At 68.6% G+C, this 13,274-nt stretch carries 10 protein-coding genes and 1 pseudogene; 3 read left to right on the forward strand and 8 right to left on the reverse strand.

All coding sequences use genetic code 11. The features are described 5' to 3' along the window. Positions 1 to 46: 46 nt before the first annotated feature. From K8940_RS14380 to K8940_RS14395, 4 genes are read right to left on the reverse strand one after another with little or no spacing between them, the layout of a single operon-like run. A complete protein-coding gene (locus K8940_RS14380; protein ID WP_223390650.1) occupies positions 47 to 2,008 on the reverse strand; it encodes an acetyl/propionyl/methylcrotonyl-CoA carboxylase subunit alpha in 1,962 nt (653 codons plus the stop codon). Positions 2,009 to 2,018: 10 nt separating this feature from the next. Continuing rightward, positions 2,019 to 3,332 carry a DUF3667 domain-containing protein gene (locus K8940_RS14385; protein WP_223390651.1) on the reverse strand — a complete coding sequence of 438 codons (1,314 nt, stop codon included), beginning with the start codon at positions 3,330 to 3,332 and terminating at the stop codon, positions 2,019 to 2,021. 23 nt (positions 3,333 to 3,355) lie between these two features. Then, complete coding sequence (locus tag K8940_RS14390) at positions 3,356 to 4,195, reverse strand: enoyl-CoA hydratase-related protein (protein WP_223390652.1); 840 nt, start codon at positions 4,193 to 4,195, stop codon at positions 3,356 to 3,358. A gap of 24 nt (positions 4,196 to 4,219) precedes the next feature. Then, positions 4,220 to 5,812, reverse strand: a complete 1,593-nt coding sequence (locus tag K8940_RS14395) for a carboxyl transferase domain-containing protein (RefSeq protein WP_223390653.1) — start codon at positions 5,810 to 5,812, stop codon at positions 4,220 to 4,222. A gap of 170 nt (positions 5,813 to 5,982) precedes the next feature. Here K8940_RS14395 and K8940_RS14400 point away from each other — a divergent pair, with 170 nt between their 5' ends. Then, positions 5,983 to 7,758, forward strand: coding sequence for a patatin-like phospholipase family protein (locus K8940_RS14400; RefSeq protein ID WP_223390654.1), 1,776 nt, complete (start codon positions 5,983 to 5,985; stop codon positions 7,756 to 7,758). On the opposite strand, the gene K8940_RS14405 is transcribed toward K8940_RS14400, so the two are convergent. Then, positions 7,736 to 8,509: a methyltransferase domain-containing protein gene (locus tag K8940_RS14405; protein ID WP_223390656.1), complete on the reverse strand. Its 774-nt coding sequence runs from the start codon at positions 8,507 to 8,509 to the stop codon at positions 7,736 to 7,738. The two genes, K8940_RS14400 and K8940_RS14405, sit on opposite strands and share 23 nt — an antisense overlap. Before the next feature lie 138 nt (positions 8,510 to 8,647). Between K8940_RS14405 and K8940_RS14410 the strand changes: the two genes are divergently transcribed. Continuing rightward, positions 8,648 to 8,797: a hypothetical protein gene (locus tag K8940_RS14410; protein ID WP_223390657.1), complete on the forward strand. Its 150-nt coding sequence runs from the start codon at positions 8,648 to 8,650 to the stop codon at positions 8,795 to 8,797. An 88-nt stretch (positions 8,798 to 8,885) separates the two neighbouring features. Continuing rightward, positions 8,886 to 8,971 (forward strand): annotated as a pseudogene (locus K8940_RS14415) (hypothetical protein). A gap of 116 nt (positions 8,972 to 9,087) precedes the next feature. Here the strand turns inward: K8940_RS14415 and K8940_RS14420 are convergent. The 3 genes from K8940_RS14420 to mgtE form a co-directional block, all read right to left on the reverse strand. Then, positions 9,088 to 10,248: an isovaleryl-CoA dehydrogenase gene (locus K8940_RS14420; RefSeq protein WP_223390658.1), complete on the reverse strand. Its 1,161-nt coding sequence runs from the start codon at positions 10,246 to 10,248 to the stop codon at positions 9,088 to 9,090. A gap of 84 nt (positions 10,249 to 10,332) precedes the next feature. Next, the gene (gene spmX, locus K8940_RS14425) at positions 10,333 to 11,598 is read right to left on the reverse strand and encodes a lysozyme-family localization factor SpmX (RefSeq protein ID WP_223390659.1); all 1,266 of its coding nucleotides are present in this window, start codon (positions 11,596 to 11,598) and stop codon (positions 10,333 to 10,335) included. Positions 11,599 to 11,690: 92 nt separating this feature from the next. Further along, a complete protein-coding gene (gene mgtE / locus K8940_RS14430; RefSeq protein WP_223390661.1) occupies positions 11,691 to 13,145 on the reverse strand; it encodes a magnesium transporter in 1,455 nt (484 codons plus the stop codon). Positions 13,146 to 13,274: the final 129 nt, after the last annotated feature.

The following is a 13,274-nucleotide window of genomic DNA, read 5'->3' on the forward strand; positions in this document are numbered from 1 at the left end:
CCCGAACGGGGTTCTACCAATTCGGCGCCCGGACCAAGCCGAGCGTCTAGGCGCTCGCCTCCAGCCGCGCCAGCACCACGCCCTCGCTGACCTGACCGCCGGCGGTCGCCGACAGCTCGGTCACCACGCCGTCGAAGGGCGCGGACAGGGCGTGCTCCATCTTCATGGCCTCGAGGGTCAGCAGGGTCTGGCCCTTGCCGACCGCCTGGCCGACTTCCACCGCGACCGAGACGATCTTGCCCGGCATGGGCGACAGGATCACGCCATCGGACGCGGCCCCCTCGCCCGCCCCGCCGACATGGGCCTCGAAGTCGAAGGTCTGGACGTCGCCGCCCTCGAACACCTGGATCGGGCCCTTGCCATAGGTGGTCGGCAGGCGGGTGACCTCGTCGAAGGTCTCGCCGCTCTGGTGGCGGATGTCCCACGACCAGTCCTCGGTCCCACCGCCGATCAGGGCGACGCGCAGCGGCATGGCCTTGCCGTCGGCCGACATCGGCAGATGCATCGGGGCGCGCGGGGCGTTCATGCGGAAGCCCAGCAGCTTGGACGGCGCGCTCTCCCACGGATCGCGACGGGCCTCGGCCTCCAGGAAGCTGTCCAGCCGCCAGCCGATCGCGGCCATGGCCGGCTCGTCGCTGAAGGCGCGCTCGGTGAGCTCGTCCAGCCGCGCCTCGATGAAGCCGGTGTCGACGGCGCCGTCGACGAAGTCCGGGTGGCTGGCGCACTTGGCCAGGAAGGCGGCGTTGGTCTTGACCGGCCAGACCTCGACCAGGGCGCAGGCCTCGGCCAGGCGCTGGGCGGCGTCCTCGCGGTCGGCGCCGTGGGCGATCAGCTTGGCGATCATCGGATCGTAGAAGGGCGTGACCTCGCCACCCTCCTCCACCGCGCTGTCGACGCGGACATCGCCTTCCGGCAGGCGAAAGTGCTTCAGCTTGCCGGTCGAGGGCAGGAAGCCAGTGGCCGGGTTCTCGGCGTAGAGGCGAGCCTCCATGGCCCAGCCCTCAAGGGTGATCTCGTCCTGCTCCAGCGGCAGTTGCTCGCCGGAGGCCACGCGCAGCTGCCACTCGACCAGGTCCTGGCCGGTGACCATCTCGGTGACCGGATGCTCGACCTGCAGCCGGGTGTTCATCTCCATGAACCAGATGCGGTCGGCGCGCAGGCCCTCGCTGGCGTCGGCGATGAACTCGACCGTACCGGCCCCGACATAGCCCACCGCCTGGGCTGCCTTGACGGCGGCGGCGCAGACCGCCTCGCGGGTGGCCTCGTCCATGCCCGGCGCGGGGGCTTCCTCGATGACCTTCTGGTGGCGGCGCTGCAGCGAGCAGTCGCGCTCGAACAGGTGGACGACATTGCCGTACTGGTCGCCGAACACCTGCACCTCGATGTGGCGCGGGCGGGTGACGTACTTCTCCAGCAGCACCCGGTCATCGCCGAAGCTGGCGGCGGCCTCACGGCGGCACGAGCCCAGGGCGGCCTCGAAGTCCTCGGCGCGATCGACCTTGCGCATGCCCTTGCCGCCGCCGCCGGCCACGGCCTTGATCAGCACCGGATAGCCGATCTTGCCGGCTTCCGTGGTCAGGCGCTCGACCGACTGGTCCTCGCCCAGATAGCCGGGCGTCGTGGGCACGCCGGCGTCGATCATCACCTTCTTGGCGGCGTCCTTCAGGCCCATCGCCCGGATCGCCGAGGGCGGCGGGCCGATCCAGGTCAGGCCCGCGTCGATCACGCCCTGGGCGAAGTCGGCGTTTTCCGAGAGGAAGCCGTAGCCGGGGTGGATGGCGTCGGCCCCCATCTGTTTCGCGGCCGCCAGGATCTTGCGGGGATCCAGGTAGCTCTCCTTGGCCGGCGCCGGACCGATCAGGATCGCCGCGTCGGCCTCCAGCACGAACGGGGCGTTCGCGTCGGCTTCCGAATAGACGGCGATCGTCCGCACGCCCAGCTCGCGAGCGGTGCGGATGATGCGTCGGGCGATCTCGCCGCGGTTGGCGATCAGGACGGAGGAGAGCAAACCGAAGGACCTACATCTGGGAAAGGGTGAAGAGCATCAAGGCGAGGAGCAGGGACGCGAACGCAATGATGGTCATGGACCAGACGATCAGCGTCTTCAGCAAGGCGCCGACGATGCTGGAGCCATAGCCGCCGCGCAGCGTCTGGAAGAGGTTGATCGGGGTCCACAGCAGCACGATCGTCAGCACCGGCGCGGCCACGGTCGCGGGCAGGACGAACACCAGCGCCCAGGTCAGGAACGAGAACGACAACAGGTTCGTGGCCACCAGCAGGTGGTCGTAGATGTAGTACTGGCGCTTGTTCAGATAGACGAGGGCCAGGCTGAGCCCGATGATCGGCAGCAGCAGCACCGCCAGGCGGTGAGCCCAGCCGAAAAGCACCAGGATGTAGTAGTCTGGGTTCTCGATCGCCTTGGCGATGCGCTCCTTGAGCCAATCGCCGTTGTAGTATTTGCCGGAATGGCCCGGCTTGGTCGCCTCGGCTTCGATCGCGGCCTTGGTCTTGGCGTCAGGCGCGACGATGTTGACGTGCGCGCCCCCGATCTGGGCCTCGGCCAACTTGTTGGCGCCGGCCTCCAGCTTGTCGGGGCTCTGGAAGTTCAGACCCCGCACGGTGGCGGCGGCATCGCGGCCCTTCCCGTGCAGCTTGGCCAGAGCCTCGGCTCCGGCGTTGGCGTTCTTTTCCAGAGCGTCGGCCTCGGCCATGTGCTCGGCGTAGCGCGCCTGCGCCTTCTCCACGTCGTCGGCGTATTCCTGCGCGATCTTGGCCTTGTCGGCGTCCTCTTCCTTGAGGGTCTCGTCGCGCTGGGCGACGGCGTCGGCCAATCGCTCCTGCCGGCTCTCGGCGGCCTCCTTGCGCATCTCATCGGCCTTGGCCTTGCGGCCCTGCGGCGTGGCGAGCTGGGCGGCTTCCTTCTCCTCCTTCAGCTCCTGCTGATGGCGGACGTTGTGGATGGCGTGCTCGGCCGCGAAGATGAACAGCAGCAGGGCCACCAGGAAGGTGCGGAACGGCGGCACGTGCCGCACGATCCGGCCTTCCATGTAGTCCTTGGCCAACTTGCCGGGCCGGAAGAACAGCAGCGGCAGGGTGTTGGCCAGGCGACCGTCGAGGTGGAACATCCCCTCGATGGCCTCCCAGATCAGGTGCAGGATCGACCGGTGATGCGTGTCGGCGTTCTGGCCGCACGAATAGCAGTACCAGCCCTCCAGAGGCGTCCCGCAGTTCTTGCAGGGCTCGCCCTGATGGGTGAACGGCTTCTTCTTGCCGCCGACCAGGCCGCCGCCCGAGTCCGCCACCGCCGCTTCCAGCTCAGCACCTGTCACCACGCCCCATATCCCCCAGGTTGAATCTATTCAGACCAGGACGGTTTACGACGGGCGAGGAAGGCGCGCACCCCTTCTTGGCCCTCTTCCGACACGCGGCGGCGGGCGATGCGCTTGGCGGTCTCCTCGATCAGGCCCTTGTCGATTTTCTGGCCAGCGAAGTCGTTGACCAGGGCCTTGGCGTCGCCGATCGCGCCGGGGGCGCAGGGAGCCATGTCCTCGATCAGAGCGTCGCGGGCCACTTCCAGGCTGGCGACGTCCTCGAACACCTCGTCGACCAGGCCGTAGCCCCAGGCGTCGTCGGCGTCGAGCACGCGACCGGTGGCGAACAGCAGCTTGGCCGTGCGCGGGCCCAGGGCCTGGATGACATAGGGGCTGATGGTCGCCGGGGTCAGGCCCAGCTTGACTTCCGAGAAGGCGAACTTGGCGTCGGCCAGGGCCAGGGCGTGGTCGCAGGCGGCCACCAGGCCCGCGCCGCCGCCGAAGGCCGGCCCCTCGACCAGGGCCACGGTCAGGGCCGGGATGTCGTGCAGCGCCTTGAGCATATGAGCCAGCTCCAGCGCATCCTCGCGATTGTCGTCCTCGTCCCATTCGACGGCGTCGGCCATCCAGGAGAGATCGGCGCCGGCGCTGAACGCCCCGCCCACGCCGCGCAGGAACACCACGCGCACGCCCTCGGCCCCGTGCATCGTCTCGAAGGCCTGACGCAGGGCCGCGACGGTCGCCGCGTCAAAGGCGTTCTTCTTGTCGGGCCGGTTGATCCAGATCGTCACCGCGCCCTCGGGGGTGCTGTCGATATGGACGAGCGGGCTCATCGCGTCGGTGTCGTTCACCTCGACGATGGGATCGGCGATCGGGTTGGTCATGGGGGGCCCTCTCTTGGCCTGAAGCTACATCCGGAAAACGCCGAAGGTCGTCTCGGGGATCGGCGCGTTGAGACTGGCCGAGATTGCGAGACCCAGCACGTCACGCGTTTGTGCTGGATCAATGATGCCGTCATCCCACAGCCGCGCGGTCGCATGGTAGGGGTTGCCCTCGTCCTCATAGCGCTGGCGGATCGGCGCCTTGAAGGCTTCCGCCTCCTCCGGCGTCCACTTGGCGGCGTCGCGGTGGACCGTGGCCAGCACGCTGGCGGCCTGCTCGCCGCCCATCACCGAAATGCGGCTGTTGGGCCAGGTGAACAGGAAGCGCGGGCTGTAGGCGCGGCCGCACATGCCGTAGTTGCCGGCCCCGAAGCTGCCGCCGATCAGGACGGTGAACTTGGGGACCTCGGCCGAGGCGACCGCCGTGACCAGCTTGGCGCCGTCCTTGGCGATGCCGCCGGCCTCGTACTTGCCGCCGACCATGAAGCCCGAGATGTTCTGCAGGAAGACCAGCGGGATCTTGCGCTTGCAGGCCAGCTCGATGAAGTGCGCCCCCTTCAGGGCGCTTTCGCTGAACAACACGCCGTTATTGGCCAGGATCGCGACCGGCTGGCCCCAGATGCGGGCGAAGCCGCAGACCAGGGTCGTGCCGTACAGCGCCTTGAACTCGTCGAACCGGCTGCCGTCGACGATGCGGGCGATGACCTCGCGCACGTCGTAGGGCGCGCGGACGTCCGTCGGCACGACGCCGTAGATCTCTTCGGGATCGTACAGCGGCGGCTCGGCCTCGGCGACGACCAGCGGCTCGGGCTTGGTGGTGTTGAGGTTGGCGACGATCGAGCGGACGATCTCCAGCGCGTGCTCGTCGTTCTCGGCCACGTGGTCGACCACGCCCGAGCGGCGGCCATGGGTCTCGGCCCCGCCCAGTTCCTCGGCGCTGATCACCTCGCCCGTGGCGGCCTTCACCAGCGGCGGGCCGGCCAGGAAGATGGTGCCCTGGTCGCGGACGATCACCGTCTCGTCGCTCATCGCCGGGACATAGGCCCCGCCGGCGGTGCACGAGCCCATCACGCAGGCGATCTGCGCGATGCCGGCCGCGCTCATCCGCGCCTGGTTGAAGAAGATGCGGCCGAAGTGGTCGCGGTCGGGGAAGACCTCGGCCTGGTGCGGCAGGTTCGCGCCGCCGCTGTCGACCAGATAGACGCACGGCAGATGGTTCTGGGCGGCGATCTCCTGGGCGCGCAGATGCTTCTTCACCGTCATCGGGAAATAGGCGCCGCCCTTCACCGTGGCGTCGTTGGCCACGATCATCACCTCGCGCCCCGACACCCGGCCGACGCCGCAGATCATGCCCGCGCCCGGCGCCTCGCCGTTGTAGAGGTCGCAGGCCGCCAGCTGGCCGATCTCCAGGAAGGGCGAGCCGGGATCCAGCAGGCGCTCGACGCGCTGGCGCGGCAGCAGCTTGCCGCGCGAGGCGTGACGCTCGCGCGAACTCTCCGGACCGCCCAACGCCGCCTCGGCGACCTTGTCGCGCAGTTCGTCGACCAGAGCGCGGTTGTGAGCCGCGTTGCGGGCGAAGGCGTCGCCGGACGCGTCGATAACGGAGTTCAACTTCGGCATGACCGACGCTTAGCCTTTTCCACCCTAGCCCGGAAGTCGGAGTTTTTTGAACCCCTAACCGAAAGGTTCCGAGCCAAATCCGTTCTCGGACATTTCAGCTTCGGGATCAACAGTTGCGCCCAAACGCGCCCCCGTGGTCAAGCCTGCCCGAACAAGCTAGCGTCCGCGCCGTGGAAACGCCCCTGCCCGACGACTCGGCCCTGGCGCGCCTGTTCGCCCGTGAGCGGCGAACCGGGGCGGCCGCCTGGTTTTCCCTGCCCGGCGGGGCGACGCTGTTCGAGCCCGGCGAGGACGCCGACCACCTCTATTTCCTGAAGACCGGACGCCTGGGCGCCTTCCGCAAGGAGGAAGGCCAGGAGCCGCAGTTCCTGGGCGTGATCCGTCCCGGCGAGCCTGCCGGCGAGATGGCCCTTGTCGGCGGCACGCCCCATTCGGCCAATATGGTGGCCCTGCGCGACAGCGAGGTCCTGGCCCTGCCCCGCGAGGATTTCTTCGAGGCGGCCGAGGAAGACCCGACCGTGATGCTGGAGCTGTCGCGGTTGATGATCCGCCGCGCCCGCCAGGCCCAGACCCAGGCGGCGATCGGCGATCCGTCGGTGTTCGGCTTCATCGCCGTCGAGCCCGGCGCGGCGATCCGGCCGATCGTCGAGCGCCTGGCCCGCTGCATCGAGAGCCTGGGCTACTCCGCCACCGTCGAGGGCGGCGAGTCCCTGCTGGCGCCGACGGAATGGTTCAGCAATGTCGAGCGCGAGCACGACTTCGTCCTCTATGTCGCCGAGGCCGACGAAACCGCCTGGAAGCATGTGGTCGGCCGCCAGGTCGACCGGCTGTTCCGCGTCGGTCGTGGCGACCGGGCGCCGCCGGCCGCCGTGCCGACCTACGCCTCGGGTCCGCTGCAGGCCCAGCGCCTGGTCGACCTGATCCTGCTGCAGTCGGCCAGCCTGGCGCGGCCCAGCGGCTCGGCGGCCTGGATGGAGGCCACCCAGGCCGCGCGGCTGTTCCATCTGCGCGAGAACGGCGTCGCCGACCTGCAGCGCCTGGCCCGCGTGCTGACGGGGCAGTCGGTCGGCCTCGTGCTCTCGGGCGGCGGCGCGCGGGCCTACGCCCACATCGGCGCGATCCAGGCGATGCGCGAGCGCGGCATCCCGATCGACTTCGTCGGCGGCGCCTCGATGGGCGGCATCGTGGCGGCCGGCATCGCCATGGGCTGGGACGACGGCGAGCTGGAGGACCGCATCCGTCGGGCCTTTGTCGACAGCAGCCCGCTCGACGACATCGCCTTCCCCATGATCGCCATGACCCGAGGCGAGAAGGTCAAGGCGCGCCTGGACGAGCATTTCGGCACGGTCGACATCAGCGACCTGTGGCTGCCGTTCTTCTGCGTCTCGTCGAACCTGACCTCGGGCGCCTACCATCTGCATCGCACGGGCGACCTGCAGACGGCGCTGCGGGCCTCGATCTCGCTGCCCGGCGTGTTGCCGCCAGCCACCGAGAAGGGCCAGGTGCTTGTCGACGGGGCGGTGATGAAGAACTTCCCGGCCGACGTGATGCGGTCGTTCCAGCTGGGGCCGATCGTCGGCGTCGACGTCACGCGCGGCCGTAGCATAACCAGCGACGACATCGTCGCCCCGCCGTCGCTCTGGAGCTGGATCCTGTCGGGCGAATGGCGCAAGGGCCCGCCGATCGTGGCCTTGCTGATGCGCGCCGCGACCGTGACCACCGGCCGCGACCTGGCCGCCGCCCGCGAGGCCACCGACGTCTTGATCACCCCGAAGCTCGAGGGCATCGACATTCGCGACTGGCGCGCCTTCGAACCGGCGGTGAAGGCCGGCTACATCGCCGCGAGCTTCGCGCTGGAAGGCCTGCACATTCCGGTGACCGAACTGCGCCGCCGTCCCAGCCTGGCCGAACGGCGCGCGGGTCTCAGCCCTTTCGCGCCACGATGAACAGCCGCTTGAACGGGAACAGCGTCACCCCGTCCTCGCGGCGCGGATGGTCGCGGGCCAGCCGCGCCCGCCAGGCGTCGAGGAACGGCTTCTTCTCGTCGTCCGGCAGGGCGTCGAGATAGGGGCGCAGGGTCGTGCCCATGGTCCAGTCGACGATCGGATCCTGGCCGTGCAGGGCGTGCAGGTAGGTGGTCGTCCAGATGTCGATCGCGGGGCAGAACGGCGCCAGCCAGGCGTAGTAGTCCTGCGGATCGTGAGCGGCGCGCACGCCCTCCACGCCCGTGAAGCGTCCGGCCCACGCGCCATCGGCGGCGATCTCCAGCAGGCTGGCCCGCCAGCCCAGCCCCTCGACGACCGGCATCTGGATCGCCAGCACGCCGCCGGGCGTCAGGCTCCCGGCCAGGCGCGGGATCAGCGCGGCATGGTCGTCCACCCACTGCAGGGCGGCGTTGGAGAAGATCAGGTCGGCCGGAGCGTCGGGCGCGAAGCCGGCGATGTCGCCCAGCACCCACTCGACCCGCGCCGGCAGGGCCTTGGCGCGCGCCAGCATCTCCGGGCTGGAATCCAACCCCCTCACCCGCGCCGCCGGGTGGCGCGCGGCCAGCAGGGCGGCCTGTTCGCCGAGGCCGCAGCCGAGGTCCCAGATCTCTCGCGGATCCAGGTCGCGCGGAATGGCCGTCAGCAGGTCCAGCGCCGGTCGTTCGCGGTAGCCCCGGTAAAGGGCGTAGACGTCAGGATCCCAGCTCGCCATCCGAATCCCCTCCCCCGCGACAATTCGCGCTGATGCAACCTGCGCCTTCGCGAAGAATTCTTCTCATAGGCGAAGATTCAGCATACGGTCCATGTCAGGTCTCCGACAGAGGGACTACTAGGGAAGGATTCACGCGGTATGCCCACGCGCATTCATCTAGCGCCGAGCGGCCCTTCGGCCCCGGTTCCCAGTATTCGTCGCATCAACTTCAACCGCCCGCTCGCGATCGGCGCGGCCCTCGTTCTGTGGGCGGCGATCCTGGTGGGCCTCAAGCTGCTGACGGTCTGATCAAAAAGGCCGCGACGTCGCGTCGCGGGCGGTTCCCTCTTTTCAACCGCGCGATCAGACCCATATGCTGACTGTGTTGTTCAACCAACTGAAAGGAGGTGACCAGTGTCTCATTGTCTCCAACCGCGGTCGCAAGTCGTGACCTGGAGCCTTAAGAGCGAGGTTTCCGCCTAAGGCGTTGAACGCCAAAGGTTTCTAAGTCACGTGCTGCGAAAGCGGCTACGACGATGGAGGGTCGTCCCGAGCAATCGGGACGACCCTTTTTCATGTCCGTCACGCGTGTCGGAGCGCTACGCCCCGATCAGCTCGCGGCCGATCAGGAAGCGGCGGATCTCGTTGGTGCCTGCGCCGATGTCATAGAGCTTGGCGTCGCGCAGCAGGCGCTCGACCGGCCACTCCTTGGTGTAGCCCGCGCCGCCCAGGGCCTGGATGGCCTCCAGCGACACCTTCACCGCATTCTCGCTGGCCATCAGGATCGCGCCGGCCGCGTCGAAGCGCGTGGTCTTGCCCGCGTCGCAGGCCCGCGCGACGGCGTAGACATAGGCCCGGGCCGAGTTCAGGGCGACGTACATGTCGGCGATCTTGCCCTGCATCAGCTGGAACGAGCCGATCGCCTGGCCGAACTGTTTGCGGTCGCGCACATACGGCAGGACGATGTCGAGGCACGCCTGCATGATGCCCAGTGGGCCGGCGCTGAGCACGGCGCGCTCGTAGTCCAGGCCGCTCATCAGCACCCCGACGCCGCCGCCGACCGGGCCCATGACGTTCTCTTCCGGGATCTCGCAGTCCTCGAACACCAGTTCGGCGGTGTCCGACCCGCGCATGCCCATCTTGTCCAGCTTCTTGGAGACGCTTAAGCCCGTCATGCCCTTCTCGACGATGAAGGCGGTGATGCCGCGGCTGCCCTCGCCCGTCTTGGCGTAGACCACCAGGGTGTCGGCGTGCGGGGCGTTGGTGATCCAGAACTTCGTGCCGTTCAGGACGTAGCGGTCACCGCGCGGCTCGGCGCGCAGCTTCATCGAGACGACGTCCGAGCCCGAACCGGCCTCGCTCATGGCCAGGGAACCGACATGCTCGCCGCTGATCAGCTTGGGCAGGTAGCGCTGCTTCTGGTCGGGCGTGGCCCACCGGCGGATCTGGTTGACGCAGAGGTTCGAATGGGCGCCGTAGCTGAGGCCCACCGAGGCCGAGGCGCGGGAGACCTCCTCCATGGCCACCACGTGCTCCAGATAACCCAGGCCCAGGCCGCCGAACTCTTCCTCGACGGTGATGCCATGCAGACCAAGGTCGCCCATCGGGATCCACAGGCCGCGCGGGAACTCGTTGGTCTCGTCGATGTGGGCGGCCAGGGGCGCGATCTTGTCGGCGGCGAAGCGGGCCGTGGTCTCGCGGATCGCGTCTGCCGTCTCGCCCAGGGCGAAGTCCATCGAGGGTGCGAAATTCATCGTCATAGCGGCCTCCCATAGCACAAACGCCCGCAGGTCACCGGGACCCGCGGGCGTTCTTGCTCACCTTCCCCGAGGGAAAGAAAGGAACTATTTCTTGCGGCTCGTCTCGGGCCCGGCCAGGCGCCGAAGCAGAAGATAAGCCGAAACCACGAAACAGATCGCGCCGATCGTGCTGGCGCCATAGCCGAACAGTTTCACGTTTTCGTCGGCCCCCGCAGCCACAGTCAGGATCCACAGCACTCCGCCGCCGAACAGGGCCAGACCCAGTATGCCCAGCACGAGCAGCAGGCTGGCGTTGCCGAAGCGCGGCGGCTCGGACTTGACCGCCGGCGCCGCCATCGAGTCCAGGCCGGCCTCTTCGCTGGTCGAGAAGCCATCGAGGTTGAACACCGACGCCCCGTTGGCGGGGTCGAACAGGGTCGGCTCGCTGGGCGTAGCGGTCTCGACCGTCGTCTCTTCGTTGGCCGGGGTCGGCGTCAGCTGGAACGGCGTGAGCTCGACCGGGGCCGCCTGCGGCGCCTCGGCGGGCATGGGCTCGACCGGCGTCGTGGTAGTCGCGTCCTGGAAGAGGACCGGCGCCGGATCGGCGGCGGCCGGCTGGGCCGGGACCGGCGGCTCGGGCAGGCCCAGCTCGTCCTGGCGCGGGATCACCGGCGACTCGGACAGAATGGCCTCCAGGCGCGCGCCGACCGCCGCGGCCGACTGCTCGGTGGCGGTCGGAGTGTCCTCTTCCGGGACAACCACGTTCAGCGGCAGGCCTTCCTCACGCGCGGCGACGACCCGGTCGCCTTCCATGCGGGTGTTGACGGTCGTCGGCGTCTGCTTGGGGATGGCGCAGCTGGCGTCGTAGTCGACCTTGGGGCGCAGCACCGGGCTGGGCGCGGGCACCCACTCGCCGTTGGCCGGCGTCAGGAACAGGGTCTTCTCGGCCGAGCGGCGACGGACCAGGGCGTCGATGACGATCCGCTCGCCCTCGAAATCGGCCTTGCGCCACATCTCCATCGCGCAAGCGGCCTGCAGCAGCGAGCCCTCGTTGATCCGGCGCAGCACGCCCGAACGCAGGAAGTTCTCGAGGCCGATGTTGAAGGCGAAGCAGACGAGCGCGTCGAACTGGTTCTGGTTCAGCGGCGCGTAGGTGTGCTCGTTGACCGAATGGGCGACCGAGATCAGGTCGTACAGCAGCAGCGCCTCGGCGTCCTTTTCCGAGACGGACGCCCCCGCGCGGGCGGTCAGGGTGTGGCCGTAGCCGACGGTCCAGCGACCGTCGGGCAGCCTGGCGGCGTGCTGACGGTAGCCCTCGAACCTCTTGATGAGATCGACGGCAACCCGGGAGACCTGATGACGCGGTTTCATCGCCTAGTTGACCCAGTTTGAGACACACACGGATGTATTCGCCTGTCCCGGCGCAAGGTCGGCGCCAGTTTCGCCGAAAAGGCGAATATCCCTCAGTGGAGCAGCAGAGACGCGATCAGCAGCACGGCGAAGAAGCCCGTGAAGTCGGTCAGGAAGGTCACGAAGATCGACGACGACACCGCGGGGTCGCGCCCCATCTTCTCAAGGGCCAGGGGCGCCAGGATGCCGCCGACCGCCGCGGTGAAGATGTTGGCCACCAGGGCCGAGCCGACGATGATCGCCAGCTTGCCGTGATGGTCGGCGGGGCCGAAGAACAGATAGGTCGCCGTGCCCATCACCAGGGCCAGGCACAGGCCATTGACCAGACCCACCAGCAGTTCGCGCAGGACGATCCGGCGGGCGTTGGCCGTGGTCAGCTCCTTGCTGGCCAAGGCGCGCACGGCGACGGCCAGGGTCTGGGTGCCGGCGTTGCCGCCCAGCGACGAGACAATCGGCATCAGGATGGCCAGGGCCACCAGTTGGGCGATCTCGGCCTGGAAGATGGCGACGCCGCTGACCGCCACGGTGGCGGTGGCCAGGTTCAGCATCAGCCACGGCAGGCGCGACTTGACGATCTCGACCACCGAGGCGTCGCGGCCGGCGTCGGACACGCCGGCCAGGGCCAGGATGTCTTCCTGGGCTTCGTCGCGAATGACCTCGACGATGTCATCGACGGTGATCTGGCCGACCAGGCGCCCGCCCGGCTCGATCACCGGGGCGCTGATCAGGTGGTACTTGTCGAAGATGTAGGCGACCTCTTCCTGGTCCATCTCGACCGGGATTTCGGTGACCGCTTCCATCAGCTCGGCCAGCGGCGTGTCGCGGCGGCTGCGCAGCAGGATGCTGATCGGGATCGCGCCGACGGGCTTGAAGGTCGGGTCGACCACATAGACGTCGAAGAACAGCTCGGGCAGCGTCTCGCCCGCCTCGCGGACATGGTCGATCGTCTGGCCGACGGTCCAGAATTCCGGCGCGGCCAGGAACTCGCGCTGCATCAGGCGGCCGGCGGTCTCGTCCTCGTACGACAGGGTCGTCTCGATGGCGGCGCGGTCGGTCTCGCCCATGGCGGCCAGCACCTGGAAGCGCTTGGTGTCGTCCAGGTCGTCGATGACGTCGGCGGCGTCGTCGGTGTCCAGCTCCTCCAGCGCGCGGGCCAGGGTCACCGACGGCGTGGCCTCCAGCACCTCCTCGCGGAGGTTCTCATCCATCTCCGAGATGATCTCGCCCAGGGCCTCGGGGTCGAGCAGCGGGATCACCTGCTCGCGGTAGTCGGCCGTCAGGAAGCCCATCAGGTCGGCGACGTCGGCCGGCTCCAGGGCCCCGACCAGCTCGCGCAGGCGCTTGGCGTCGCCGCTGTCGGCGGCGTCGATCACCATCTCGACGTATTCGGGATTGAGGGCGTAGTCCTCGCCGAGAGCGAGATCTTCCAGCTCCTCGGGGGTCTCGGACTTGGCCAGCGGAATGTCGTCCAGCATTTCGTCGGTCAGTTCGGCGGTGTCCCGGGTCATGGGGGCCTCCTCTGAGCTCTAGAGCTGCTGGTTCGTTGGCGTTGGTCCGATGAAGCGACCCTGAGGCGAAATCAGGGCCTGGAAACGATTAGAGCGCCCCTGGCGAGTCGGAAACCGATTTCGCCGGAG

The sequence above is a fragment of the Caulobacter segnis genome (genome assembly GCF_019931575.1).
GTDB classification, from domain to species: domain Bacteria; phylum Pseudomonadota; class Alphaproteobacteria; order Caulobacterales; family Caulobacteraceae; genus Caulobacter; species Caulobacter segnis_C.